The sequence below is a fragment of the Micromonospora arida genome (assembly GCF_003857035.1).
In the GTDB taxonomy this organism is placed as follows: domain Bacteria; phylum Actinomycetota; class Actinomycetes; order Mycobacteriales; family Micromonosporaceae; genus Micromonospora; species Micromonospora arida.
The window spans coordinates 1-26,771 of record NZ_QGSY01000093.1 but is presented as its reverse complement, the minus strand read 5'-3'; the positions used below and the strand labels follow the sequence as shown (position 1 = coordinate 26,771).

The window sequence follows — 26,771 nt, the reverse complement described above, 5'->3', positions numbered from 1 at the left end:
GCCGTCGGGGGTGGGAAGGGCCTGGGTCCTGGTGCCATCGACCGCTAGAGTCGGGTCGTGGCGCTCGGTCTTCCCTCGACACTCCCCAATCCGCAGCCGGCGATCGGGGAGCTCATCCGTGAGCACCAGCCGACCTTCTCGTTCGAGTTCTTCCCGCCCAAGACCGAGGCGGGGGAGCAACTGCTCTGGCAGGCCATCCGCGAGTTGGAGTCGCTGCGCCCGTCGTTCGTGTCGATCACGTACGGCGCCGGCGGCTCGACCCGGGACACCACCGTGGCGGTGACCGAGCGGATCGCCACGGAAACCACCCTGCTGCCGATGGCCCACCTCACCGCGGTCAACCACTCCGTGGCCGAGCTGCGGCACGTGGTCGGCCGGCTCGCCGGGGTGGGGGTGCGCAACGTGCTGGCCGTTCGTGGTGATCCCCCGGGCAACCCGGGCGGCGAGTGGATCCGCCACCCCGAGGGCGTGGACTACGCCGAGGACCTGGTCCGGCTGGTGCGCGACGCCGGTGACTTCAGCGTCGGCGTGGCGGCCTTCCCGTACAAGCACCCCCGCTCGCCCGACGTGGCCAGCGACACCGCTCAGTTCGTCCGCAAGTGTCGGGCCGGCGCGGAGTTCGCGGTCACCCAGATGTTCTTCGACGCCGACGACTACCTGCGGCTACGTGACCGGGTGGCCGCCGCCGGCTGTGACACCCCGATCCTGGCCGGCGTGATGCCGGTGACCCAGTTCAGCACCATCGAGCGGTCCGTGCAGCTGTCCGGTGCGCCGTTTCCACCGGCGTTGGCGGCCCGCTTCGAGCGCGTCGCCGACAACCCGGACGCCGTCCGCCGGCTCGGCATCGAGCAGGCCAGCGAGATGTGCCGCCGGCTGCTGGACGAGGGCGTGCCGGGAATCCACTTCATCACCCTCAACCGGTCCACCGCGACCCGCGAAGTCTGGCAGAACCTGAAGGCCGGCGCCCGCGTGTGAACGCTGCGTCTGCGACACCTGTTGCCCGGCACGACGGTTGATCCGTGGTGAGCACACAGCTGAACTGGGATCAGTACGCCACGGCGTGGGCGCGGTTGCACGGCGGGTTCGACCCGCGGGTCGCGGCGCCGGTGGTGCGCGCCTGGCTGCGATTCGCCTACCACGTCGGATACGTGCTGGGCCGGCTGCGGGTCAGCCCCACCGCGGTCACCGTGGCCGGGGTGCTGCTCTGCTTCTGCGTACCGCTGCTGGTGGGCCGGCCGGGGGACGGGCCGTTCCTCGGCGCGCTGTTCGTGCTGCTCGCCGCCGTGGCGGACAGCGTGGACGGTGCGGTGGCGGTCGCCACCGGCCGCACCACCCGGCTCGGCTACGTCTACGACTCGGTCGCCGACCGGCTCGGTGAGGTGGCGTGGCTGCTGGCGTTCTGGCTGGTGGGCGCGCCGGGTGGGCTGGTCGTCGCGGGCGGCGCGCTGTCCTGGTTGCACGAGTACGTCCGGGCGCGGGCGGTCGCCGCCGGCATGCGGGAGATCGGCGCGGTGACCGTGGGCGAACGCCCCACCCGGGTCTCGGTGGCGCTGGCCGGCTTGCTGGTCGCCGGGCTGGCCGGGCTGATCGAGCCGGACCTGGCCGCCGGTACCATCACCATGGCGACGGCGGTCTGGGTGCTGCTGGCCGGTTTCGGCCTGGGGCAACTGCTCTCCAGCATCCGCCGCGCCCTGCTCGACGCGGACTGAGCGGGCCAGCCGGACGCCGACCGAAACAGGCGCCGACTGAAAGGCGCCTGCCGAGACAGACACCGGTAGAGCAGGCCGGGTCTACCAGGCGGGGCCGATCTCGTCGGCGACGATCTGCGCGGAAAGGGTCACCATCGGCAACCCGCCGCCCGGGTGGGTGGAGCCACCCACCAGCCACAGCCCGTTCGCCGGGCCCCGGTTCGCCGGGCGGAGCAACCCACCGGCGGTGCCGTAGATCGAGCCACCTGGCGCGCCGGTCGCCACGTCCAGGTCGGCCGGGGTGCGGACCTCGCGGAACAGCAGCCGGTCGCGCACGTCCACGCCGCGCCGCGCCAGCACGTCCAGGATCCGGTCGGCGTACGCGTCGGCCAGCCCCGGGCGTCGCCAGTCGACAGCGCCCGCCGCGGTGCCCTGCCGGGCGGCGTTGACCAGCACGAACCACGCCTCGTGTCCGGCTGGGCGGACCATCGGGTCGTCGGCCACGGTGACGAACACGGCCGGGTCGGCCGCCGGTCGGGCCCGAACGCCGCGCCCGGGGTCACCGAAGACCGCGTCGAACTCGGCGTCGTAGTCGTCCGGGAAGAAGACGTTGTGGTGGGCCAGCCCGGTGCTGCCGGAGACGCCGAGCAGCAGCACGAAGCCGGCGAGGCTGCGGTCGGTCAGCCCGGCCAGCCGACGCGGGTGCGGCAGCAGGTCACGGTAGACGGTGAGCGCGTCCACGTTGGCCACCACCACGTCGGCGGGCACCGGGGTGGTGACGCCGGCGAGGCGTACCCCGTGCACCCGGCCGCCGGTGGCGTCGATCCGGGTGACCGTGGCGTCGGTCTGTACGACCACGCCGAGGTCCAGGCAGCGGGTCAGCAGCGAGTCGGCGAGCGTGCCCAGCCCGCCGCGCAGGTACCAGCCGCCGAAGGCCAGCTCGGCGTAGGGGACCGCGACCAGCGCCGCCGGCGCCCGACGTGGGTCGGCGCCGGTGTAGGTGGCGTACCGGTCCAGCAGCATCCGCAGCCGCGGGTCGGACAGGTGCCGGCGGCCCAGGCCGCGCAGACTGCGGCCCGGGGCGATGGCGGCCAGGTCGCCGACACGCCAGGCCAGCGACGCGAGGTCGCGGGGAGAGTCGACGGTACGACGCAGGATGTCCCGTGAGGAGGCCTGCCACACCCGCGCCGCCCGGCGCCACAGCCGCTGCCAGTCGGCTGCCGCCCGGTCACCGAACGCGGCCCCGATCCGGGCGGTGAACTCCACCGGGTCGGCGCACGAGTCCAGGGTCGGGCCACCGTCGGGAAAGACGTGCCGGACGATCGGGTCCAGCGGGACCAGGTCCAGATATTCGTCGAGCTTCGCCCCGGTCGCCTCGAACAGGTCGTGGAAGACCTCGGGCAGGGTGAGCAGGCTCGGCCCGGTGTCGAAGTGGAACGACCCGGCCGGGGTGTCGTGCGCGTACCGGCCGAGCTTGCCGCCGACCGTGTCGGCCCGCTCGAAGACGGTCACCTGGTGCCCGGTAGCGGCCAGCCGGGCGGCGGTGGCGAGGCCACCCACCCCGGCGCCGACGACCACGATCCGCGCCATGCCGCGTCCTCCCTAGCTGACCGGGCGACCCCGCCAGGTCAGGCGGCGTCGCTTTCGCAGATGGTACGACCGCAGGGTCAACCAACCGAGGACCACGACCGACACGGGGTGTGCGAGCGCGTCGGGCCACCACCGGCCACCGGTCGCGCGGGCGGTGACCACCCGTCCGGCCACCCCGAGTACGTACGCGGCCAGGCCCACCGCGGCCACCCTCGGTGCGCCAGCCGCCGCACTCGTCAGCGCGATCAGCGGTGGTGCGGTGTAGAGCAGCAGCAGCGCCGCCACCACTGCTGCCGCCGCGCCCGGGTGCCCGAACGACGACCAGAGCGACTTCGAGTACCCGTCGCGCAGTTGCGGCCAGTTGTCGTACATCCGGCAGGTGGCCAGCCGGGAGCCGTCGGCCAGGGCGATCCGCCCACCGGCCCGCTTGACCGCCCGGGCCAGCTCGACGTCCTCCAGGATCTTGTCGGCGACCGCGGCGTGCCCGCCGGCGGCGGTGTAGCCGGCCCGGTCCACCACCAGGAACTGCCCGCCCGCCGCGGCCAGCGACGGCCGCGACGAGCGCTCCATCGCGCGCAGCGGCAGGAAGGTCAGCCAGAGCCATTGCAACAGCGGCTGCACCAACCGGTCGCCGGCCGTCGCCACCACGATCCGGGGGTACGGCGACAGCAGCGTCGCCCGGGCGGCGCGCAACTCGGTGACGGCAGCGGCCACGGCGTGCGGGGCGAGCACCACGTCGGCGTCGACGAAGACCAGCGCTGTGGCGTCCGGGTCGGCCCGGCTGGCCAGCTGCCAGCAGGCGTGCGGCTTGCCCAGCCAGCCCGGCGGTGGGGCGACCCCGGTGAGCAGCGTGACCCGGGGGTCGTCGCCGGTCACCGCGCGGACCACGTCGGCGGTGCCGTCGGTGGACCCGTCGTCGAGGACCACGACGCGCAGCCCGGGTACGCCGCGCTGGGCCAGCAGGGCGCGCAGGCAGGGCGTGACCCGGGTGGCCTCGTCGCGCAGCGGCAGCAGCACGGTGACCGGCTCGTCGACGTCCTTTGGCCGGTCGGTGGGTCGGCGCAGCCACCGGGTGGCGTTGAGCCAGGTGTGCCCGGTCAACGCGGCGACGGCGATGAGCAGGGCGAGCAGGACGGTCATCGGGTCGCGTCGACGCCGGGGCGGTGGAGCTGGTGGGCCTCCCGACCGGGGTCACCGCCCCGGCGGGCACGCAGGAGGGTCACCGTCAGGGGTACGGCGGTCACCGACATGCCGGCGGCCCCCCAGAGCGCGGAGGCGGGCAGGTCGAGGAAGACGGCGTGGGCCAGGATGCTGGAGAAGTAGGTCCACAGGTAGAGCGCGACCATCGGGTGGTCCCGCCGATCGGTGTGCTCGGCGGCCGGCCCGGCCAGCGGGCGCAGCGCGCTCATCATCAGCACCGCGAAGAGCAGCCAGCCCAGGTAGTTGCTGACCGGGATGCCGGCCAGGCCGGGCAGGGCCGGGGTGGCGTCGCGCCAGACCCAGTAGCCCTCGGCCACCATCTGCGGGTCGAGGAAGAGGTCCCAGGTGGCCAGCCCCACGGTGGCCAGCGCGATCCGCCCCACCCATCGACCCACCGTCGACCCGCTGCCGCCGGCCGTCGTCCCGCTGCCGTTGGCCGTTGCGGCCCTGCCGCCGGTCAGTCGGACCGCTGCCAGCCAGGCCGGCCAGGCCATCCAGGTCCAGGCCAGCGGAATGATCAGCGGCACGCCGGCCAGCTTGGGGCCCAGCTCTCCGGAGTAGTCGTAGCTGCCGAACGGCACGCCGGTGGCCACCCCGATCGCCTCGATCGCGAACCCGCCGCCGGTGGCCACAGCGACCAGCGCCGCTGCCACCCGTGGGCCCCGGCTGAGCAGCGCGTGGCCGACCGAGAGCAGCCAACCGAGGACGACGGTGGCCACCGTGAGCCCGGCCCGGGTGGCGCCGGTGGTGAGCGGGTAGCAGATCTGGGCGAGCACCAGGACGGCGAGCAGCGTCCAGGAGATCCGGCGGGTCATGACGCCGGTGGCTCGAGCGGCAGGTCCCGACCGAGTACGCCGAACGGTCGCTCGTCGCCGGGGAAGTGGAAGTCGCGCAGCACGTCGACGAAGCCGAACCGTCGGTACAACCGCCAGGCCCGCGAGGTCTGCTCGTCGGCCTCCGGGGTGGACAGCAGCACGGTGTCGCCCTCCGCCATGCCGAGCAGTGCGCGCAGCTGACCGGCGCCCAGGCCGTGCCCCTGCGCCGGTGGCCGGACGTGCAGCTCGACCACCTCGAAGCAGTGGGTGAGCCAGCGCGTGCGAGTCGGGGCGTCCAGCGCGCGGTGCACCTGGTCGTGCCACCACTGACCGGAGGCGCCCAGGTAGCCGTAGCCGAAGCCGGCGAGCTGACCCTCGCTGGTCAGGCTGGCGACCGCCCGGAAACCCGGGCGGCGGACGTGGGTGGCGATGTAACCGCGCCGGGCCTCCAGCAGGTCGGTGCGGTATCCCATCGCCTCGCCGTAGACGGCCACCACGTCGTCCAGCCGCCGGACGAGATCGTCCGGCGTCCAGCGCACCAACCTCATGCCCGTCCACCCTTCACCGTTTCCGGGCCGCCGTCGGCGACCCATCCGAGCACCGACCGGTCGCCGACCACGCCGCGTACCTCGAACCGGGCGAACAGCTCCTCGGCGTACCAGCCCGCGGTGGGGGTTCGCATGATCGCCGCCCGATGCTCCGGGTGACGGTACGCGAACGCCACCAGGTCCGTCGGGTCGCGCCACACGCTCACCGTGCCCTGCCAACCCAACGGGGCCTCTCCGACCCCGAACCGGGCCAGCAGCCCGGGCGCGTCGCGCAGGGCGGCGGCCACCGGCGGGATCGCCCGCCAGAAGGTGGCCGCCCGGCGGGCCCGCAGCCGGGCCCGGGTCAGCGCCAGCACCGGGCCGGTGACCCGACCGCCCGACGGGTCGCCGAACGGCCGCTGGCCGGACCACTCGCCCCGGCTGGTCAGCGGGCGTAGGTCGATTCGCGCCTGGGCGTGGGCGATGCGCGCCCAGGCCCGCCCGACCGGCGAGTCGTCGAAGCCGGCCGCCGCGGCGGGAGAGTCCCAGACGGTCAGCGCCGCCCACCGGGTCAGGTCGGCGTCCCGTGGCCCGAAGTCGGTGCCGGTCCCGGTGCCCAGCAGCTTGCCGAACCGAACGCCGGGAAGGGCCCGCAACCGGCGGGGGTCCACCGCCATCCGGGTCAGCGCCCGGGGCAGCGCACCGTGGGAGGTCCGCCACACGTGCAGCGTGACCAGCTCCGGAGCCGCGCTGGCGTCGCTGCTGGGCCTGCTGGCGCGCTCGCTTCGCTCGCTCACGCCACCTCGGCCGGGGTGCCGGCGGTGACCCGCAACAGCTCGGGGTAGGTGGTCGGGAAGACCGCCTGGGGTACGCCACCCGCGGCCCAGATCTCCGGGTACGCCGCCAGCGCCGTGTCCACCAGGGTGCGCAGCGGGTGCGGGTGCCCGAGTGGGGCGACCCCGCCGATCGGCTGCCCGGTGTGGGCCCGGACGAACTCCGGGGTGGCCCGGCGCAGTCGGGTGACGCCGATCGATGCCGCCAGGCCGGCGGTGTCGACCCGGTGCGCGCCGGAGGTGAGGACGAGCAGCGGCGCGTCGTCCGCGTCGAAGATCAGTGAGTTGGCGATCTGGCCGACCTCGACGTCGAGCGCCTCGGCGGCCGCCGCGGCGGTGTGCACCGCGTCGGGCAGCAGACGGACCATGCTGGGCTCACCGGCGCCGTCGAGCGTGCCGGCGGCGGTGAGCGCGTTCTGCACCGCCCGTACGTTCGGGTGTGGCTGCATCCCGCCATTCTTCCCGGTCCGCTGATGGCCGGTTCAGCCGGCCGGCACGCTCGGCGCGTCACACGTTGCATTTTCGTCGGAGGGGAGGTGTACTGTCAGCAGCAGTTAGAACGAGTGTTCGATTGCCTCGAACGCCCGTTCCAACCAGCCGGAGCGCGGCGTTTCGCGGCGCCACCTCCGGGCGGTGCGGCTCCGCGGGCCGCACCTGGGTTTCCGGGCAGTCGCGAGCCTGGTCCCAACAGGCAGGAGCGTCGCCCGCCGCCCACGACCCCCGGGCGGCGGGCGACGCACCCGCCGGTCCGCCGGCCGGGTGTGGTGTGGGGAAGCATCCACACCCGGCCGGCCACACCCGGTGCGTCTTCCTCCGCACCACCCCGACCTCGGCGTCTCGTCGGCGGCATCAGCCGCCGCAGTGACGTCTCGGCCACGTGGAGGAGAGACATCCATGCCGACCAACCCGGCTCAGGCACCGACGGTGCCGGCGCACGTGCTGCCGCACCGCACCCCCGCCCAGCTCCTCACGTTGGCCCGCCGTGGGCTGGTCGAGGCCGGCCAGACCCGACCTGACGGTCTGCGCTACGCGGCTGCCCACCTGGCCGCCCTGCGCGCGGCGGCGGCCCTGCTCGCCGCCCGGGCCCGACCCGCGCCGAGTCGACGCAACCGGATCACCAGCGTCTGGGTCCTCCTCTGCGCCGTCGCTCCGGAGCTCGACGAGTGGTCCCGGTTCTTCGCCGCAGGGGCCAGCAAGCGCGCCGCCGCCGAGGCCGGCATCCCCCGGGTGGTCAGCGCCCGGGAGGCCGACGACCTGCTCCGCGCTGCCGAACAGTTCGTCACGGTGGTGGAAACCGCGCTCGGCGTGGCCCACCAACCGGCCCTGGACGGCCTCGCCGCCTGATCCCGCCGTGCCACCGGCCGCCCGCGGGGGGAGCCGGGCGGCCGGTGGCACGGCGTGCCGGTCCTGATCTGATCCACAGCAACGACGGGGGAGTTGGTCCAATGGCGGGCCGCATGGTGGTCGGTTCCGCCGCGCTGGCCGATCTGGTGCGCCCGGCGAGCGCACCCGACCCGGTCGGTGGCCACCGGGTGCTGCCGGTGGTGCCCGAGCTGACCGGTCTGCTGCCCAACCGGGGCCTGCGCCGGGGCAGCACCATCGCGGTCGCCGCCGGCCAGCCCCGCCGCAGCGGTGGCACCTCTCTGATGCTGGCCCTGCTCGCCGAGGCGTCCCGGGCCGGCTCGTGGTGCGCCGTGGTCGGGGTGCCGACGTTCGGCGCGGGCGCGGCGGCTGAGCTGGGCATCGCCCTGGACCGGCTGGCCCTGGTGCCGAACCCGGGCCCCGAGTGGGCCACCGTGGTCGCCGCGCTGATCGACGGGGTGGACGTCGTGGTCACCACCGTGCCGGCCTCGGTCTCCGCCTCGGTCGCCACCCGGCTGGCCGCCCGGGCCCGGCAGCGCGGCAGTGTGCTCGTCCCGTACGGCCGGTGGGACGGCGCGGACGTGACGTTGCAGGTGGTTCGGGGAGTGTGGGAGGGGCTCGGGCTGGGCCGGGGGCGGTTGCGCCGCCGGGAGATCACCGTCTCGGCGCGCGGGCGCGGAGCGGCCGCCCGGCCCAAGGAGATCAAGGTCTGGCTCCCGGGTGACGAGCTGACCCGGGTGATCCCTCGTACGCTGCCGTCGCCCGTGGGTCGATCGGCCGTGCCACTCGCCCTGGTCGGTCGGGGGTGACCGGCGCGCCGGCACGCACGCTGCTGCTGTGGTGCCCGGACTGGCCGGTGCTCGCCGCCGAGATCGTCGACGGGGTGCCGGCGACCGGCCCGGTCGCCGTGCTGCACGCCAACAGGGTGGTCGCCTGCTCCGAGCGGGCCCGCGCCGAGGGGGTGCGTCGAGGGCTGCGCAAGCGGGAGGCGCAGGGGCGCTGCCCGCAACTCACCGTCGTGGAGTACGACCCCGGCCGGGACGCCCGGGCGTTCGAGCCGGTGGTCGCCGCTGTGGAGGAGTTGGTCGCCGGCGTCGAGGTGGTCCGTCCGGGAGCCTGCGCGGTGGCCGCCCGGGGGCCGGGCCGTTACCTCGGCGGCGAGGAGGCGGCCGCCGAGCGGATCATCGAGCACGTGGCGCAGTCGTGCCTGGTGGAGAGCCAGGTCGGCATCGCCGACGGGGTGTTCGCGGCCGGGTTGGCCGCTCGCGCTGGCCGGGTGGTGGCACCGGGCGGGACACCGGAGTTCCTGGCCGGGTTGCCGGTCGAGGCGCTCGGCCGGTCGGCGCTGGCCGACCTGCTGCGCCGGCTGGGGGTACGCACCCTCGGCGACTTCGCCGCCCTACCGGCCGGCGACGTGCTGGCCCGGTTCGGGTTCGACGGTGCGCTGGCCCACCGGCTGGCCGCCGGGCGGGACCACCGCCCACTCGCCGTCCGGCAGCCGCCGGCCGACCTGACGGTGACCGCGGAGCACGACGAGCCGATCGACCGGGTCGACGCGGCGGCGTTCGTGGCCCGGGCGCTGGCCGAGCGGCTGCACGAACGGCTGGCCGGGCACGGGCTGGCCTGCACCCGGCTCGGCATCGAGGCGGTCACCGAGCACGGGCAGGAGCTGCACCGGGTGTGGCGGCACGATGGCCTGCTCACCGCCGCGGCCATCGCCGACCGGGTGCGCTGGCAGCTCGACGGGTGGCTCTCCGGCAGCAACGGCCGCGCCGGTGCCCGACCGGCCCGACCGACGGCCGGCATCATCCGGCTGCGACTGATCCCGGACGGGGTGATCGCCCAGGCAGGTCTGCAGGCCGGCCTCTGGGGGGAGACCGGCGAGGAGCGGGAACGCGCGCACCGGGCGTTGAGCCGGGTGCAGGGCATCCTCGGTCCGGAAGCGGTGGTCACCGCGGTGCTCGGTGGTGGGCGCTCCCCGGCCGACCAGGTGCGACTGGTGCCGTGGGGCGACGAACGCGTTCCCGCCCGCCCTGGCCCGCCGGCCGATGCCGGCGCCGACCCGGCCACCGGCCGGGGTGGAGGCGGGGCTCCGCCGTGGCCGGGCCGGCTGCCGGCGCCCGCGCCGGCGGTGGTGCTGCCCAGTCCGCTCGCGGCGACTGTGCACGACGCCGCCGGCGAGCCGGTGGTGATCAGCGCGCGGTTGGCGGTGAGCGCCCCACCTGCTCGGCTGGTGGTCGGCACCGGCCAGCCGGCGGAGATCGTGGGCTGGGCCGGCCCGTGGCCGGTGGACGAGCGGTGGTGGGCGCCGGTCGAGGCCCGCCGCCGGGCCCGGTTCCAGGTCAGCCTGGCCGACGGTGCCGCCCTGCTGCTGGCCGTCGAGGCCGGTCAGTGGTTGGTGGAGGCGATCTATGACTGAGCCGGTGCTCCCCGGGTCGGAGGCGGATGCCCGATGAGCTTCCACAACCCGAAGATGCCCTGGTCGGAGCTGGAGCGGGTGCTCTCCGGGCGGGCCAGCGGCGGCTCCGGCCGGTCGGGCGGTGGGCGGTCGCGCGAGGAGCGGCACCTGCACGTGGTGGACCCGCTCGCCGTGGACGCCGATGGCGGCGACTCCCCGGCCTGGAGCCGCCGCCGCGAGCAGTACCAGCCACCGGAGCTGACCCGCCCCGACGGCGTGGTGCCCTACGCGGAGCTGCACGCGCACACCAACTTCAGCTTCCTCGACGGCGCCAGCCACCCGGAGGAGCTGGCCGAGGAGGCGGCCCGGCTGGGGCTCACCGCGCTCGCCGTCACCGACCACGACGGCTTCTACGGGGTGGTCCGCTTCGCCGAGGCGGCTCGTACGCTGGGCCTGCCGACCATCTTCGGCGCGGAGCTGTCCCTCGGCCTGCCCGGCCCGCAGAACGGCGAGCCCGACCCGCACGGCGCGCACCTGCTGGTGCTCGCGCACGGCCACGAGGGGTACGCCCGGCTGGCCACCACCATCGCCCGCGCCCAGCTACGTGGCGGGGAGAAGGGCCGCCCGGACTACGGGGACCTGGAGGAGGTCGCCGCCGAGCTGCGTGACCATGTGCTGGTGCTGACCGGCTGCCGCAAGGGGCACGTGCCGGGGGCGCTGCTCACCGAGGGGGTGGACGCGGCGGCCCGCGAGTTGGACCGGCTGACCGCGCTCTTCGGCGCGGAGACGGTGGCCGTGGAGCTGACCGACCACGGCCATCCCATCGACGCCGACCGTAACGACGCGCTCGCCGAGCTGGCCGCCGCGGCCGGGTTGCCGACGGTGGCCAGCAACAACGTGCACTACGCCAGCCCCGGTCGGCGTCGGCTGGCCACCACCGTCGCCGCGGTCCGGGCCCGACGCAGCCTGGACGAGATCGACGGCTGGTTGCCCGCGGCGGCCACCGCCCACCTGCGCAGCGGCGCGGAGATGGCGGCCCGGTTCGCCGCGTACCCGGGTGCGGTGGCGCGGGCCGCCGAGTTCGGCGCCGAGTTGGCCTTCGACCTCCAGCTCGTCGCGCCGCAGCTACCGGCGTACCCGGTGCCGCCGGGGCACACCGAGATGAGCTGGCTGCGGAAGCTGACCGCTGACGGGGCGCACGAGCGCTACGGGCCGCCGCAGGCGCACCCGACGGCGTATGCGCAACTCGACCACGAACTGAACATGATCGAGGAGCTGGGTTTCCCCGGCTACTTCCTGGTGGTCTACGACATCGTCACGTTCTGCCGCGACCAGGACATCTACTGCCAGGGTCGGGGTTCGGCGGCCAACTCGGCGGTCTGCTACGCGTTGCGGATCACCAATGTGGACGCGGTTCGGCACCAACTGCTCTTCGAGCGGTTCCTCGCCCCGGAACGGGACGGCCCACCCGACATCGACGTGGACATCGAGTCCGACCGCCGGGAGGAGGTGATCCAGCACGTCTACACCCGTTATGGCCGGGAGCACGCCGCCCAGGTCGCCAACGTCATCTCCTACCGGCCCCGGTCGGCAGTACGGGACGTGGCCAAGGCCTTCGGCTACTCGCCGGGGCAGCAGGACGCCTGGAGCAAGCAGATCGACAGGTGGGGCTCGGTCGCCACGGTCGATGTCGAGAACATCCCCGAGCAGGTGGTGGAGTACGCCAACGAGCTGCAGACGTTCCCGCGGCATCTGGGCATCCACTCCGGCGGCATGGTGATCTGCGACCGGCCGGTGATCGAGGTCTGCCCGGTGGAGTGGGGGCGGATGCCCGGGCGCAGCGTCCTGCAATGGGACAAGGACGACTGCGCCGCGGTGGGTCTGGTCAAGTTCGACCTGCTCGGCTTGGGCATGCTCTCCGCCCTGCACTACGGCTACGACATGATCGGGTCCCGGCTCGACCTGGGCGACATGACCCTGGACGACCCGGAGGTCTACGACATGCTCTGCCGGGCCGACTCGGTCGGGGTGTTCCAGGTGGAGAGCCGGGCCCAGATGGCCACCCTGCCCCGGCTCAAGCCCCGCGAGTTCTACGACCTCGTGGTCGAGGTGGCGCTGATCCGCCCCGGCCCGATCCAGGGCGGTTCGGTGCACCCGTTCATCCGCCGCAAGAACGGCCAGGAGCCGGTGACCTTCGCGCACCCGCTGATGCGCAACGCCCTGGAGAAGACCCTGGGGGTGCCGCTGTTCCAGGAGCAGCTGATGCAGCTCGCCATCGACCTGGCCGGCTTCGACGCGGCCGAGGCCGACCAGTTGCGCCGGGCGATGGGGGCCAAACGCTCGGTCGAACGGATGACCCGGATCGCCGACCGGCTCTACGCCGGGATGGCCGAGCGGGGCATCACCGGTGAGCTGGCCGACGACGTCTACCGCAAGCTCACCGCGTTCGCCAGCTACGGCTTCCCGGAGAGCCACGCGATGAGCTTCGCCTACCTGGTCTACGCCAGCTCCTGGCTCAAGCGTTACCACCCGGCACCGTTCCTGGCCGCGCTGCTCAACGCCCAGCCGATGGGCTTCTACTCGCCGCAGACCCTGGTCGACGACGCCCGCCGGCACGGGGTGGAGGTCCGTCGTCCGGACATCAACGCCAGCGGGGCGCTGGCGGTGCTGGAGTCGACCCCGGAGACCCGGTGGGGCAGCGGGCCGGGGGAGCCGCCGCACGCCTGGGGGCTGGGCGGCCCCGCCGTCCGGCTCGGCCTGTCCAGTGTGCGGACCCTCGGTGCCGACGTGGCCGAACGGATCGAGGCCGAACGGGTCGCCGGTGGGCCGTACCGGGACATGCCGGATGTGGCCCGGCGGCTCGGTCTCACCGCCGCGCAACTGGAGGCGTTGGCCACCGCGGACGCCTTCGCCTGTTTCGGGCTGACCCGACGGCAGGCGCTGTGGGCCGCCGGTGCGGCGGCCCAGGACCGGCCGGGTCGGCTGCCCGGCACGGTGACCGGGGCGGCGGCGCCCACGCTGCCCGGGATGGAGGCGGTGGACCGGCTGGTCGCCGACGTGTGGGCCACCGGGTTGTCACCGGAGAGCCACCCCGCCCGGTTCATCCGGGGTCAGCTCGACGTGCTCGGCGCGGTGCCGATCGCCCGGCTCGGTCGGGTGGAGCCGGGGCAACGGATCCGGGTCGGTGGCATCGTCACCCACCGGCAACGCCCGGCGACCGCGGGCGGGGTCACCTTCCTCAACCTGGAGGACGAGACGGGGATGCTCAACGTCACCTGTTCGCCGGGGCTGTGGCAGCGCTACCGGCGGGTGGCGCGGACCAGCGCCGCGCTGGTGGTCCGGGGGCGGTTGCAGCGGCACGAGGGGGTGACCAACCTGGTCGCAGACCGTCTGGACGCCATCGAGCCGCCGGTGAGTCCGGCCTCCCGCGACTTCCGCTGATCCAGTGATCCACATTACGGTTTCCCGAGCCGTCGAGCGGGAGACTCGTCCCGAGCGGGCAGAGCCGCCCGTGATCCGTGAGGGGGAACGACAGTGACGGGAAATCACGCGTACACCGGTGGAATCGCCAACGCCCGGCGGACCCGACTGGGCAACGGCTGGGTGCCGTCGCACCTCGCCGACCCCCGCGAGTACGAGGTGACAAACGGTCCGGTGGCCAACGAGCGCCGGTCCCGGGCGGAGGACGAGGCCGAGGGCACCGAGGCCTGACCGGCCGCCGCGCCACGCACCGATCGGGCGTGTGGTGGGCGCCCCCGCCACACGCCCACGCCACCACCGGGCCGAGTGACTAGGCTCGGCCGGGTGGAGCAGACCCGAGGCCGGTTCGCCGAGCCGCCGCTGACACCCCGCACCGCCGTGATCTGGTCGGTGCTCCGCGCCGAGCTGGACCGGCGCGGCGACGCCGAGCTGACCGTGCTGGACGTGGGAGGCGGCACCGGCGGTTTCGCCGTTCCGCTGGCCCGCGCCGGGCATCGGGTCACCGTCGTCGACGCCAGCCCCGACGCGCTCGCCGCGCTCACCCGCCGCGCCGCCGAGGCCGGGGTGGCCGACCGGATCGCCGCCGTGCAGGGCGACGGTGACGCCCTCGCCGGGCTGGTCGAGCCGGCCGGCGTCGACCTGGTGCTCTGCCACGCCGTCCTGGAGGTGGTCGACGACCCGACGCCGGTGGTGACCGCGCTGGCCACCGCGCTGCGCCCGGGTGGCGCGGCCAGTGTGCTGGTGGCCGGCCGAGCCGCCGCCGTGCTGGGCCGCGCGATGAACGGGCACCTGGACGTCGCGACCACCCTGGCCGCCGATCCGGCCGGCACCGCGGGCCCGCGCGACACGCTGCGCCGACGCTACGACGCCCCCGGCGCCGCCGCGCTGCTCGGTGCCGCCGGGCTGGTGGTCGAGGAGATCCACGGGGTACGCGTGCTGGCCGACCTGCTGCCGGCCGCGGTCGCCGACGGGCAGTCCGCCGCCGTGGTCGAGCTGGAACGTGCGCTGGCCGCCCAACCGCCGTACCGGGACCTGGCCGCCCAACTGCACCTGTTCGCCCGCCGGCCGGCATGACCGCCGAGCCGGGTGGCCGGCCGGCGCCGCTGGAGATCCTCGGGCCGGACCACGGCGGCGGTCGCCTCGCCGAGGTGCTCCCCAGCGCGCTGGCCGTGCTCGGGGTCCCCGGCTCGACCGACCCGCTCGGGCTCCGGCCCGCGCTGGCCGGGGTACGCCGGATCGCCGTGCTGCTCGTCGACGGGCTCGGGTGGTACCAGCTGCCGACCGCGGCGCCGTACGCGCCGACCCTCGCCGGGCTCGCCGCGACGGTGGCCCGACCGCTCATCGCCGGTTTCCCGTCCACCACCCCGACCAGCCTGGTGTCACTGGGCACCGGCGTCGCGCCGGGCGCGCACGGCGTGCTCGGCTTCACCGTGCGGGTGCCCGGCACCGATCGGGTGCTCACCCACACCGACTGGGCCGCGGATCCGTCGCCACTGCGCTGGCAGCCGGTGCCCACCCAGTTGGAGCGGGCCCGCGCCGCCGGCGTGACGACGACCGTGGTGAGCCGGCCGGAGTTCGGCGGCACCGGGTTGACAGTGGCCGCCAACCGGGGTGGCGACTTCCGGGGCGCCGTCGGCGGGGACGCGGTGGCCACCGCCATGCTGGCCGCCGGCACCGGGCCCACCCTGGTCTCCGGCTACCACGCCGACCTGGACCGGCACGGCCACCTCAGCGGCGTCGACTCGGCACTCTGGCGGGTCGCCGCCACCGAGGTGGACGCCCTGGTCGCCCGACTGGTCGACGGGCTGCCCCCGGACGCGGCGCTGCTGGTGACCGCCGACCACGGGCAGCTCGACATCCCTGCCGCGCACCGCTTCGACCTGGACATCGATCCGCGACTGCGCGCCGGCGTGCGACTGGTGGCCGGCGAGGCCAGGGTGCGCTACCTGCACGTCGAGCCGGGCGCGGTCGACGACGTGCGGGCCGCCTGGTCGGAGGTGCTGGGCGCCGCGGCCCGGGTACGCACCCGCGACGAGGTGGTGGCCACCGGCTGGTTCGGGCCGGTGCCCGAGGAGCACCTGGGCCGGATCGGCGACGTGGTGGTGATCTGCAACGACACGTACGCGGTCATGGCCAGTCGCACTGAGCGGCCGATGGCGTCGAAGTTGGTGGCCTACCACGGGTCGGACACCGCCGCGGAGCTGACCGTGCCGCTGCTGGTCGTCCGGGGCTGACCCGGGGACGGTTCGCCCGCTGGCCGGTGGTGGTGTCGTACCTCCGGATTAACCTGCCGGGATGGGCCGCAGCCAGTCGTTGCCCCGGGGCGACGATCCGCGCTTCGGGCCGGACGCCGACGACTCCGCCAGCCCGATCCTGCACGTCGACATGGACGCCTTCTTCGCCGCCGTCGAGGTGCGCCGCCGCCCTGAGCTGCGCGGCCGGCCGGTGGTCGTCGGCGGTGTCGGCCCGCGCGGGGTGGTCAGCTCGGCCAGCTACGAGGCCCGCCGGTACGGCGTCCGCAGCGCGATGCCGACCAGTCAGGCCCGGGCCCGCTGCCCCCACGCGGTCTATCTGCCACCGGATTTTTCCGCCTACACGGCCGCCTCCCGGGCCGTCATGCAGATCTTCCGGGACGTCACGCCGCTGGTCGAGCCGCTCTCCCTCGACGAGGCGTTCCTCGACGTGACCGGCGCCCGTCGGCTCTTCGGCTCCCCGGCCACCATCGCCCGGCTGATCCGTCGCCGGGTCGCCGACGAACAGGCGCTGACCTGCTCGGTCGGGGTGGCGCCGACCAAGTTCGTGGCCAAGCTGGGCTCCACCCGGGCCAAGCCGGACGGCCTGCTGGTCGTGCCCCCGGGGCAGGTGCTCGACTTCCTGCACCCGCTGCCGGTGGACGCCCTGTGGGGGGTGGGGGAGCGCGCCGCCGAGGCACTACGCCGGCTCGGCCTGACCACGGTCGGCGACCTCGCCGAGGCGCCGGTGGGCATGCTCCGCCGAGCCGTCGGTGCCGCCTCGGCGTCGCACCTGCACGAGTTGGCCTGGGGGCGCGACCCGCGCGGGGTCAGCCCCGAGCACGTCGACAAGTCGATCGGCGCCGAGGTGACCTTCGACGTCGACGTGGCCGACCCGCTGGAGATCCGCCGTGCGTTGCTCGCGCTCAGTGCGAAGGTCGGTGTCCGGTTGCGCGGCTCCGGGCAGGTCGGGCGCACCGTCTCACTCAAGGTCCGACTGGCCGACTTCCGCACCGTCAGCCGGTCTCGCACCCTCGACGTTCCCACCGACACCGCCCGCGAGATGTTCGACACGGTCTGGGCGCTCTACACCGTGTTGGACCCGGGCGAGCGGATCCGACTCGTCGGTGTCCGGGTGGAAGGGCTCGCCTCGGCACAGGGCGCTCCCCGGCAACTCACCCTCGGCGCGCCCGAGCGCGGCTGGCGCGAGGCGGAAGCTGCCGCGGACGCCGCCGCTGCCCGTTTCGGGCGGTCCGTCATAGGTCCGGCCAGTCTGATGGGCGACCGTGATCCCCGTCGAAACGAAAATCCACCCCGCCCATAGGTCGTCCCGCTTTCCGACGCGCGACCCCCCTCGTAGACTTGCGGGTAAGCAGCCGGATGGCTGCCACGGTCTGTCGGCCCGAGTGGGCCCGACCAACGTGACCGGGGAGGAGTGCCGTGCCGCTCTCGGAGCACGAGCAGCGGCTGTTCGAGCAGATCGAGCGGTCGCTTGCCGAGGACCCCAAATTCGCCTCGGCCGTGCGCGCCAGCGATCCGCGCTTCCATGCGCGGCGTCGCCTGCTCGTCGCCGCCGGCGTCATCATCGCTGGCTTGGCTCTACTGGTCTATGGCGCGGTGATCAAGACTCCACCGCTGGCGGTGGCGGGCTTCGTCGTCATGCTGGCGTCGGCCGCGTTCGCGGTGCAGTCGCACCGGCGGGCGCAGTCACCCGACCTGCACGTGGTGGGCGGCACGACGAGTCGTCGTCGTCCCCGCGGTGGCCGATCCGGTCGCCGGTCGTCACTCCTGGACCGCATGGAGGACAGGTGGCGGCAGCGCCCGGAGGGGCACCGCTGAGCCGGTCCCGCCGCTGAGGCGGGCCGTACGCCGCGACGAGCGGTCGCCGGGCACACCCCGGCGACCTCCGGCGTATCCGCGCGCCCTCTACCGCTGCCAGCTCTCCGCAGGATGCCCCGACCCGCAGAAGCATCCACCGCGGAGTGACCACTCTCCGCATGATCGTGCTCGATCCTGGATGTAGTGGCATCGTGCGCCAGGGAGAAGCCTGTTTCCTGGATCGAGCACGATCTTGGGTGGCGGCAGCCTAAGGCCTGTTTCATAAGAACTGGCCGGCCTGCGCCGGGCCCGGACGACGACCGGCGGCGTTGCCGTTCCGTCCGGATACCGGTGTTGTATCCGGACGAAACCGCGCCTTGCCGGATCGCCGCCCGGACTCCGACCCGGCTCGACCGCCCTCATGAAACAGGGCCTAGTCGGGTGGGGCGGCGGTGGTGGCCGCCGCCCCTGACCTGGAACCGGTCGGTCAGCGAGCGGCCCGGTCGGCCAGCAGCCGTCGAGGGTTCCACCGCAGCAGTCGGTACCGGGCCTGCCCGGTGAGCGCCACCATCCGGCTGGACCTGTCGGCCATGGTGGTGCGCCAGCGCAGCAGCACCGAGGGCGGCAGCACGGCGGCGAGCAGGCGGGTCCGTCGGTCCGCCCGTGTGGCGAGCGCCGCACGGACCGCGCGTAGCGCCGGCAGCAACCGCTCACCGGTCAGCGGATCGCGCGCGTAGCGGGCCCGCTCCTCCGCCCGGCCGAGCAGCCGCGCCGACCCGATCGCGTCGTCATCGTCGAGGGCGTCCCGGACAAGCCGGTCCGCGGTCGCCCTGGGCGTCTCGGTCGGATCGACCGGGACCCGGAAGTCCACAAGCGTGTCGAGCAGCTCCGCCCAGGCGGCGTGCGCGTCCGCGCGGGCCCGGTTGGCGTCCGCGGTGACCACCACCGGACGTGCCCCCGGCTCGCTGCCGCCGTCGACAGTGGCGGAGGCCATCGCCACGCTCGCCGCGCGGCCACTGCGACGGCGGCGCAGGGCCATCCGGCGCAGGGCGGGCACCGCGAGCAGCACCAGCAGGGCCACCAGGCCCGCCGCCCACCAGGGCCAGACCGGTGGCTGCTCGTTCGGTGTCGTCCCGCCGAGAGAGAGCCCGTCGTCGGTGTCCCGGTCGGAGTTATCCGGGCCCTCCGGGCCGGTCGAGGCGCCCGGGTCCGTCGGGGTGCTCGTGGCGCTGGAGTTCGGGCTGGGCGCCTCCGGCGCGTCAGTGTCCGGTGCCCAGGCCGACCGGGTCGAGCCGGGAACCCCGTACGCCGGGGTGGCGTCGAACGGCACCCAACCGGCCCCGTCGAAGTAGACCTCGGTCCAGGCGTGCAGGTTGAGGTTGGTGAGCGTGAAGGTGTCACCGTCGCGCTTGCTGCCGTTGGTGAACCCGAACGCCACCCGGGCCGGGATGCCGGCAGAGCGGACCAGCCAGGCCATCGCGGCGGCGTACTGCTGGCAGTAGCCGACCTTGTTGGTCAGGAAGTTGACGATGTCCTGACCGCTGCTGCCGCTCTCGGTGCTCAACCGGTAGCTGAACCCGTTGTCCGCCGAGAAGTGCCGGTAGATCGCCAACACCTTGTCGTAATCCGTGCGCTTGCCCTGGATCAGCCCCTTGACCAGCTCTTCCACCTCGGACACCGGCCCGGGGGTGGCGGTCATCTGGCGGCGTACGGGGTGCTCGGTCGGCAGCGGCTTCGCGGCCCGCAAGGCATCTTGGGTGAAGGTCGAGCGGACGTAGTCGAAGGAGTACTTCCGACCGCGGGAGTTCTCCCGGTTGGAGAAGACGACCTGCTGGTTGGCGTCGTAGAGCCAGTTGTCGCTGAGGTCGTCGGCGCGGGTCGGTTCGGCGTACACCGGCATCAGCGACATGCTCAAGCTCTTGGTGACCTCGACGGTCGCCTGGTAGGTGGCCTGCTGCACACCTGGACCGGCCCGGTCGGCCGGGTTCGGCAGGTCTTTGTTGACGGACCGGCCGCTGGGGTTGCGCGCCTGGAAACCAGTGGGCCGCAGCTCGTCGGCGACCGCGTAGCGCAGGTAGAACGGGCTCTGCTCGGACGTCTTCACCTTTACCAGGTCGGCCACCTGGGACTGGTTGAGCTGGCCGGCGAGCGAGGCGAACAGGTCGATCCGACCCGACGTGCCGCCCGAGCCGGACCCGTTGCCGGTGCCGTTGCCCGGCCCTTGGCTGAGCGAGTCGAGCAGCCCGCCGGTCATGCCGGGCACCGCCAGCGGCAGCATCACCGCCAGGGCCACCCCGACCGCCGCGAGCCGACGGCCGGCGGACGCCAACGGAGAGGCCTCCCACACGTCGACGTCGCGGCCATCACCGGTGAACCGGCGCCCGAAGCGGCGCACCCGGTCGACGTTGTCGGTGACCAGCAGCCAGAGGTAACCGGCGGCGCCCACCACGAACGGCACCGCGGGGACGCTGTCCACGTAGACGGCGACCGGCACCGAGTAGATGGCGAGCATCGGCAGCCCCGCCAGCGCGGGCCGGCGCAGCCCCACGGCCAGTACGTCCACCAGCACGGCCACCGCGCCGACGCCGAGCACGGCGATGAACAGCAGCGGGTCGGTGTCCGGGACCTCGACCCCGTACGAGCGCATGTCCTGCATGGAGCCGGCGAGCAGGTCGCCGAAGTACGCGAACGTGCCCGGTGTGGGCAGGATCGCGAACAGCTCCTGGCCGCTGGGGAACAACCAGGTCAGGGCGAGCATCAGGCCGGCCAGCATGCCCAGCACCTGACCCCACAGAGGTGCCCGGGCGAGGCGGGTCAGCGCGGCCACCCCGGCCACCACGGCGACCGCGATGATCGACTCGATCAACCACGTCCAGCCCTGGAAGATGGCCGACAACGGCGCGGCGGCCAGCAGCGTGGCAGCGGCAGCCACCATGCCGATGTTCCGACTGCTGATCATGAGGGGAGCCTTCCGTTCATCGCACACCGCCGGCGACCGTCTCGGCCAGCGCGGCCCGCAGGGCGAACCCCTGGGCGCCCCGACCGACCTGCGGCCACAGCGCCGGCAGCCGGCCGCCGTGGTCGACGCCGACCACCCGCCAGCCACTCTGCAACATGGCGAGGACGGCGGCGGCGTGGGCGTGTTCCGCCTCGGCCCGCGCCTTCTCCGGCAGGCTGAGCCAGGTGGAGCTGTTCAGCAGGAAGCCGACGCAGGTGGCGCCGTTGCCCCGCAGCCCGGCCAGCAGCTCCGCCTCGGCGACGCTCACAGTGCCGAACAGGCCGATGATCAGGCCGCCGTCGGCGCGCTGGCGGACCCGCTGCACGAGGCCGGTGACCTCGGCGCGCTGATCCAGTCGGACCTCCGCGAGGTGGTCGAGCAGCGCGCCGTCCCCGCCGGCCTCCGAGGCGTCCACATCTGCCCCCGAGCCGGTGACCAGGCGCAACTTGTAACCGGCCTGCCGCAGGTGGACGGCGATGCTCGCGGCGGCCGAGACCGACCACTCGAAACTGGCCGTCGGCCCCTCGCCCCGGTGGCCGTACGCCCGGGTGTCCAGGACGACGGTGGCCCGGCTCTCCCACGGTTGCTCCTCGCGGCGCACCATCAGCTCACCGGTGCGGGCCGTGGACTTCCAGTGCACCCGGCGCAGGTCGTCGCCGCGCCGGTACTCCCGGGTCGCCGCGTCGTCCTCGCCGTGCACCGCCACCGAGCGGGCCCGGCTGTCGCCGCTGCCCGCGTACTCCCCGGGGAGCCGGACCGACGGCAGCGGGGTGACCTGCGGGATGACCGTCAGGTGGTCGGTGCTGGGGAAGGAGCGGGTGAGTTCACAGAGACCGAACGGGTCGGTCATCCGGACCACCAGCGGGCCCACGTCGTAGCGACCCCGCACGTCGGCCCGCACCGTGTACGCCACGGAGCTGGCCTGGTGCGCGCCGAGCCGCTCCAACACCACCCGGGGCCGGCTGCCCAGAGCGTAGGGCAGCCGGTCCTCCAGGAGCAGGGTGCCGGTCGGCAGCCGGGAGAGGTTCTGCAGGCGTAGCACCACCCGGGAGTTGGCGCCGACCGGAACCCGGTGCGGGTCCAGGGAACGGTTGCAGGCCAGCTTGTAGCGGCTCCGCCCGACGTAGGCGGCGGCCAGCAACGGCAGGATGGCCAACAGCACAGCCACCCGGAGCAGGTCCTTCTCGCCGAGGATGCCGGCCGAGACCGCCGCCGCGACCGCAGCGGCGAGGAAGGAGCGCCCGCGGGTGGTCAGCCCGCGTAGCCCGGCACGCACGTCATGGCCTCCGCGGCTCGTAGGGTGCGCGACCGTTGCCGGTGGCGGGTGGCCGGGTGTCGTACGGGTTGCGCTGCCGGTCGTGTGGCAGCGGCAGTCGGTGCACCAGCTCGGAGACGATCGCGTCGGTGGTGCGCCGGGCGAGCTGCGCGTCGGCGGTCGGGATGATGCGGTGGGCGAGCACCGGCACCGCCAGGGCCTGCAGATCGTCGGGGAGGACGTAGTCGCGGCCCTCCAGGGCGGCGACCGCCCGGGCGGTGCGCAACAGTTGCAGGGTCGCCCGGGGGGACGCGCCGAGCCGCAGGTCGGGGGCCTCGCGGGTGGCGGTGACCAGGTCGATCGCGTACTGCTTGACCGCGTCCGCCACGTGCACCTGCCGGACGGTGGCGATCAACTGCCGGACGATGGCCGCGTCGGAGACCGCGCGCAGCTCGTGCAGCGGATCGGTTGCGCCGTGCCCGTCGAGCATGGCCAGCTCGGCGTTGGAGTCCGGGTAACCCATCGCGATGCGGGCGGTGAACCGGTCGCGCTGCGCCTCCGGCAGCGGGTAGGTCCCCTCCATCTCGATCGGGTTCTGGGTGGCGATCACCATGAAGGGGGTCTGGAGCTGGTACGTCACCCCGTCGACGGTGACCTGCCGTTCCTCCATGCACTCCAGCAACGCCGACTGGGTCTTCGGCGAGGCCCGGTTGATCTCGTCGCCGACCACCAGGTTGGCGAACACAGCGCCGGGGCGGAACTCGAAGTCGTGCGTCTCCTGGTTGTAGACACTGACCCCGGTGACGTCGCTGGGCAGCAGGTCGGGGGTGAACTGGATTCGTCGCACGGTGCAGTCGATGGACCGCGCGAGGGCCTTGGCAAGCTTGGTCTTGCCGACACCCGGGACATCTTCGATAAGGAGGTGACCCTCGGCGAGCAGGACGGCCAGGGCGAGCCGCACGGTGGCGGTCTTACCCTCGATGACCTGCTCGATGTTGGCCACGATGGCCTCGCTGGCGGCGCGGAACTCGTCGTGCGGCAACAGGCCGCCCACCTCGTCCCAGGTCTGTTGTGTCACGGGCCTCCTCCTCGTCGCCGTCACGGCAGCTCTCTAGAGAGCACCTGGACCCGCCGTTGGGTTCGCGACGTCGAGCCTCGTTTGCCGCAGGAATCTCACTAGTCTCTCAGGCTAACCATGTTTGTCGTTATCGCCGACCCCCGCAGGTAGTCCGCCGGTTACGCCCCGGAATATTCGCTGGAGGAGGAGTGGTCGCCGCTTCACCGGGTAACCGGTCGGTCGCTCGTGTGGACCGGCCGGTCGGTAGGGGCGACATCTACGAGCGGGCCGACGACGGTGGCGTACGCCTCGGCGGCGGCCCGCCTCCCGCCCGGCGGCGGCACGCCGTCGCACCGGACGGCGAGGTACACTGCGGGACATGGCCGGAGTCTTCCTGCTTCTTACCGGGCCGTGCTGATGCGCTGAACGCAGCGACAGCACGGCGGCCCCTCCTGCGCGAGGGGCTTTTTTGTGCCCGCCGCCGGCCCGGCCCGGTGGCGCCGAGACGAAGCGAAGCGAAGCGAGGAGAGACGATGAGTGAGGCAGCCGCACCGGCGGGCGACATTCCCCCGTTCCGGTACACCGCGGCCTTGGCCGACGAGATCGAGATTCGTTGGCAGGACACCTGGGCGCGCGAGGGCACCTTCCACGCACCGAACCCGACCGGCCCGCTGGCCGACCCGACCCACCCACGCGCCGGCGCGGAGAAGCTGTACGTGCTGGACATGTTCCCGTACCCCTCCGGGGCGGGCCTGCACGTCGGCCACCCGCTGGGCTACATCGGCACCGACTGCTACGCCCGCTACCAGCGGATGGCCGGCCGCAACGTGCTGCACGCGATGGGCTTCGACGCGTTCGGCCTGCCCGCCGAGCAGTACGCGGTGCAGACCGGAACCCACCCCCGGACCACCACGGTCGCGAACATCGAGCGGTACAAGGCGCAGCTGCGCCGGCTGGGGCTGGCCCACGACGAACGCCGCTCGGTGGCCACCATCGACACCGACTTCTACCGCTGGACCCAGTGGATCTTCCTGCAGATCTTCAACTCCTGGTACGACGGTGACGCCGGCCGGGCCCGTCCGATCGCGGAGCTGATCGCCGAGTTCGAGGGCGGTAACCGGCCCACCCCGGACGGCCGCGCCTGGGCCGAGCTGAGCGTCGCCGAGCGTCGCCAGGTCGTCGACGACCACCGCCTGGCGTACGTCTCGCAGGCGCCGGTGAACTGGTGCCCGGGGCTGGGCACCGTGCTGGCAAACGAGGAGGTCACCGCCGACGGCCGTTCCGAGCGGGGCAACTTCCCGGTCTTCAAGCGCAACCTGAAGCAGTGGATGATGCGGATCACCGCGTACGGTGACCGGCTGCTGGACGACCTGGACAGCCTGGACTGGCCCGAGCCGATCAAGCTGATGCAGCGCAACTGGATCGGCCGCTCCACCGGTGCCCACATCGACTTCCCGACCAGCGCGGCACCGGTGCGGGTGTTCACGACCCGCCCGGACACCGTCTTCGGCGCCACCTACATGGTGCTGGCGCCCGAGCACGAGCTGGTCGACACGCTGGCGCCGGCCAACTGGCCGGACGGGACGAGGGACGCCTGGACCGGCGGGCACGCCGGCCCCCGGGAGGCCGTCGAGGCGTACCGCAAGGCGGCAGCCGCCAAGACCGACGTCGAGCGGCAGTCCGACACCAAGGAGAAGACCGGCGTCTTCATCGGCGCGTACGCCACCAACCCGGTCACCGGTGGGCAGATCCCGATCTTCATCGCCGACTACGTGCTGGCCGGCTACGGCACCGGCGCGATCATGGCGGTGCCGGCGCAGGACGAGCGGGACTGGGCGTTCGCCGAGGTCTTCGAGCTGCCCATCGTCCGTACCGTGCAGCCGTCGGAGGGCTTCGACGGCAAGGCGTACACCGGGGACGGCCCGGCGATCAACAGCGCCGCGCCCGAGCGCGGCCTGGACCTGAACGGCCTGGGGGTCGCCGACGCCAAGGCGGCGACCATCGCCTGGCTGGAGGCGAACGGGCACGGCGCCGGCGCGGTGACATACCGGCTGCGCGACTGGCTGTTCTCCCGGCAGCGTTACTGGGGCGAACCGTTCCCCATCGTCTACGACGAGACCGGGGCGGCCATCGCCCTGCCGGAGGAGATGCTGCCGGTCGAGCTGCCGGAGGTGGACGACTTCTCCCCGAAGACGTTCGACGCCGACGACGCCAACAGCAACCCGGAGACCCCGCTGTCGCGGCGGCGCGACTGGGTCGAGGTCGAACTGGACCTGGGTGACGGGCCGAAGCGCTACACCCGGGAAACCAACGTGATGCCGCAGTGGGCCGGCTCCTGCTGGTACGAGCTGCGCTACCTGGACCCGACCAACAGCGAGCGGTTCGTCGACGCGGAGAACGAGCGGTACTGGATGGGCCCTCGCGCCGACGGTGACTGCGGGGGCACCGACCTGTACGTCGGTGGCGCCGAGCACGCCGTGCTGCACCTGCTGTACGCGCGGTTCTGGCACAAGGTGCTGTTCGACCTGGGGCACGTGTCGTCGTTCGAGCCGTTCCGCAAGCTGTTCAACCAGGGCATGATCCAGGCGTACGCGTACACCGACTCGCGCGGCAGCTACGTGCAGGCCGAGGACGTCTTCGAACGCGACGGCGCCTACTACCTGGGTGACCTGGCGGTCAACCGCGAGTACGGCAAGATGGGCAAGTCGCTGAAGAACGTGGTGACGCCCGACGACATGTGCGCCGCCTACGGCGCGGACACCTTCCGGGTGTACGAGATGTCGATGGGCCCGCTGGAGGTTTCCCGCCCCTGGGAGACCCGTGCGGTGGTCGGCTCGTACCGGTTCCTGCAGCGGGTGTGGCGGGCCGTCGTCGACGAGCAGACCGGCGCCCTGCGGATCACCGAGGACCCGGCCGACGAGGCGACCCGCCGGCTGCTGCACAAGGTGATCGACGGGGTCCGTGGCGACATGGACGGCATCCGGTTCAACACCGCGATCGCCAAGCTGATCGAGCTGACCAACGGGCTGACCCGACTGTCGGCCACGCCCCGCGAGGTGGCCGAGCCGCTGGTGCTGATGGTGGCGCCGTTCGCCCCGCACGTGGCCGAGGAGCTGTGGCGCAAGCTGGGCCACGACACCTCGCTGACGTACGCGGACTTCCCGACCGCCGACCCGGCGCTGCTGGTGGCCGACACGGTGACCTACCCGGTGCAGGTCAACGGCAAGGTCCGTGGTCGCATCGAGGTCCCCGCCGACGCCTCCGAGGAGAGCGTCCGCGCGGCGGCCCTGGACGCGGTGGCGGCGACCCTGAACGGCAAGGAACCCCGCAAGGTCATCGTGGTCAAGGGACGGATGGTCTCGGTCGTCGCCTGACCCCTGACAGCCCCGTCCCGTCCCGTCCCGTCCCGTCCCGTCGATCTTGCAGTTTCGGTTGATGTTTCGCCCCCTGCGTCACGGTATGTCGGGACAGAAACTGCAAGATCGGCGGGCGCGGGCGCGGGCGCGGGCGCCGGGGTGG

21 protein-coding genes are annotated in these 26,771 nt (G+C 73.7%); 12 read left to right on the top strand and 9 right to left on the bottom strand.

The window, feature by feature from the left end:
* The first annotated feature begins 57 nt into the window (after window positions 1–57).
* A complete protein-coding gene (gene metF / locus DLJ58_RS04230; protein ID WP_124853945.1) occupies window positions 58–975 on the top strand; it encodes a methylenetetrahydrofolate reductase [NAD(P)H] in 918 nt (305 codons plus the stop codon).
* Between the two features lie 44 nt (window positions 976–1,019).
* Complete coding sequence (locus tag DLJ58_RS04225; protein ID WP_124853944.1) at window positions 1,020–1,709, top strand: CDP-alcohol phosphatidyltransferase family protein; 690 nt, start codon at window positions 1,020–1,022, stop codon at window positions 1,707–1,709.
* 81 nt (window positions 1,710–1,790) lie between these two features.
* On the opposite strand, the gene DLJ58_RS04220 is transcribed toward DLJ58_RS04225, so the two are convergent.
* Genes DLJ58_RS04220 through DLJ58_RS04195 form a run of 6 tightly spaced genes read right to left on the bottom strand, consistent with a single transcriptional unit; the run spans window position 1,791 to window position 7,102 of the window.
* The gene (locus tag DLJ58_RS04220; RefSeq protein WP_124853943.1) at window positions 1,791–3,278 is read right to left on the bottom strand and encodes a phytoene desaturase family protein; all 1,488 of its coding nucleotides are present in this window, start codon (window positions 3,276–3,278) and stop codon (window positions 1,791–1,793) included.
* 12 nt (window positions 3,279–3,290) lie between these two features.
* Window positions 3,291–4,418: a glycosyltransferase family 2 protein gene (locus DLJ58_RS04215; protein WP_124853942.1), complete on the bottom strand. Its 1,128-nt coding sequence runs from the start codon at window positions 4,416–4,418 to the stop codon at window positions 3,291–3,293.
* Window positions 4,415–5,293 (bottom strand): carotenoid biosynthesis protein, encoded by an 879-nt coding sequence (locus DLJ58_RS04210; protein WP_124853941.1) that lies wholly within the window; start codon window positions 5,291–5,293, stop codon window positions 4,415–4,417. The genes DLJ58_RS04215 and DLJ58_RS04210 overlap by 4 nt, the downstream gene beginning before the upstream one ends.
* A complete protein-coding gene (locus DLJ58_RS04205) occupies window positions 5,290–5,841 on the bottom strand; it encodes a GNAT family N-acetyltransferase (RefSeq protein WP_124853940.1) in 552 nt (183 codons plus the stop codon). Before DLJ58_RS04205 ends, DLJ58_RS04210 begins: the two co-directional genes overlap by 4 nt.
* Window positions 5,838–6,617, bottom strand: a complete 780-nt coding sequence (locus DLJ58_RS04200; protein WP_124853939.1) for a monooxygenase — start codon at window positions 6,615–6,617, stop codon at window positions 5,838–5,840. Before DLJ58_RS04200 ends, DLJ58_RS04205 begins: the two co-directional genes overlap by 4 nt.
* Entirely contained in the window at window positions 6,614–7,102 is a 489-nt protein-coding gene (locus DLJ58_RS04195; protein ID WP_124853938.1) for a YbaK/EbsC family protein, read from the bottom strand. The genes DLJ58_RS04200 and DLJ58_RS04195 overlap by 4 nt, the downstream gene beginning before the upstream one ends.
* A gap of 445 nt (window positions 7,103–7,547) precedes the next feature.
* Between DLJ58_RS04195 and DLJ58_RS04190 the strand changes: the two genes are divergently transcribed.
* The 9 genes from DLJ58_RS04190 (at window position 7,548) to DLJ58_RS04155 (ending at window position 17,963) form a co-directional block, all read left to right on the top strand.
* Window positions 7,548–7,997 carry an SAV_6107 family HEPN domain-containing protein gene (locus DLJ58_RS04190; protein WP_007463070.1) on the top strand — a complete coding sequence of 150 codons (450 nt, stop codon included), beginning with the start codon at window positions 7,548–7,550 and terminating at the stop codon, window positions 7,995–7,997.
* A 101-nt stretch (window positions 7,998–8,098) separates the two neighbouring features.
* Window positions 8,099–8,824 carry a hypothetical protein gene (locus DLJ58_RS04185; RefSeq protein WP_112668563.1) on the top strand — a complete coding sequence of 242 codons (726 nt, stop codon included), beginning with the start codon at window positions 8,099–8,101 and terminating at the stop codon, window positions 8,822–8,824.
* On the top strand, window positions 8,821–10,434 hold the full coding sequence (locus tag DLJ58_RS04180) for a DNA polymerase Y family protein (RefSeq protein ID WP_112605061.1): 1,614 nt from the start codon (window positions 8,821–8,823) through the stop codon (window positions 10,432–10,434). Before DLJ58_RS04185 ends, DLJ58_RS04180 begins: the two co-directional genes overlap by 4 nt.
* A 33-nt stretch (window positions 10,435–10,467) precedes the next feature.
* Entirely contained in the window at window positions 10,468–13,854 is a 3,387-nt protein-coding gene (locus tag DLJ58_RS04175) for an error-prone DNA polymerase (RefSeq protein ID WP_112623474.1), read from the top strand.
* 93 nt (window positions 13,855–13,947) lie between these two features.
* Entirely contained in the window at window positions 13,948–14,124 is a 177-nt protein-coding gene (locus tag DLJ58_RS34030) for a hypothetical protein (RefSeq protein WP_167493679.1), read from the top strand.
* Window positions 14,125–14,199: 75 nt separating this feature from the next.
* Window positions 14,200–14,967: a methyltransferase domain-containing protein gene (locus tag DLJ58_RS04170; protein ID WP_124853937.1), complete on the top strand. Its 768-nt coding sequence runs from the start codon at window positions 14,200–14,202 to the stop codon at window positions 14,965–14,967.
* Window positions 14,964–16,127 carry an alkaline phosphatase family protein gene (locus tag DLJ58_RS04165; RefSeq protein WP_124853936.1) on the top strand — a complete coding sequence of 388 codons (1,164 nt, stop codon included), beginning with the start codon at window positions 14,964–14,966 and terminating at the stop codon, window positions 16,125–16,127. Before DLJ58_RS04170 ends, DLJ58_RS04165 begins: the two co-directional genes overlap by 4 nt.
* A gap of 61 nt (window positions 16,128–16,188) precedes the next feature.
* Window positions 16,189–17,448 carry a DNA polymerase IV gene (locus DLJ58_RS04160; protein WP_124853935.1) on the top strand — a complete coding sequence of 420 codons (1,260 nt, stop codon included), beginning with the start codon at window positions 16,189–16,191 and terminating at the stop codon, window positions 17,446–17,448.
* Between the two features lie 116 nt (window positions 17,449–17,564).
* Window positions 17,565–17,963, top strand: coding sequence for a DUF3040 domain-containing protein (locus DLJ58_RS04155; protein WP_088988398.1), 399 nt, complete (start codon window positions 17,565–17,567; stop codon window positions 17,961–17,963).
* Between the two features lie 466 nt (window positions 17,964–18,429).
* Here the strand turns inward: DLJ58_RS04155 and DLJ58_RS04150 are convergent, their stop codons facing one another.
* From DLJ58_RS04150 to DLJ58_RS04140, 3 genes are read right to left on the bottom strand one after another with little or no spacing between them, the layout of a single operon-like run.
* On the bottom strand, window positions 18,430–20,901 hold the full coding sequence (locus DLJ58_RS04150) for a transglutaminase TgpA family protein (RefSeq protein ID WP_124853934.1): 2,472 nt from the start codon (window positions 20,899–20,901) through the stop codon (window positions 18,430–18,432).
* Window positions 20,902–20,917: 16 nt separating this feature from the next.
* Window positions 20,918–22,216, bottom strand: coding sequence for a DUF58 domain-containing protein (locus DLJ58_RS04145; protein ID WP_091407668.1), 1,299 nt, complete (start codon window positions 22,214–22,216; stop codon window positions 20,918–20,920).
* 1 nt (window position 22,217) lies between these two features.
* The gene (locus DLJ58_RS04140) at window positions 22,218–23,273 is read right to left on the bottom strand and encodes an AAA family ATPase (RefSeq protein WP_091407670.1); all 1,056 of its coding nucleotides are present in this window, start codon (window positions 23,271–23,273) and stop codon (window positions 22,218–22,220) included.
* Between the two features lie 512 nt (window positions 23,274–23,785).
* Here DLJ58_RS04140 and leuS point away from each other — a divergent pair.
* Window positions 23,786–26,626 (top strand): leucine--tRNA ligase, encoded by a 2,841-nt coding sequence (gene leuS, locus DLJ58_RS04135; protein WP_124853933.1) that lies wholly within the window; start codon window positions 23,786–23,788, stop codon window positions 26,624–26,626.
* Window positions 26,627–26,771 lie beyond the last annotated feature (145 nt).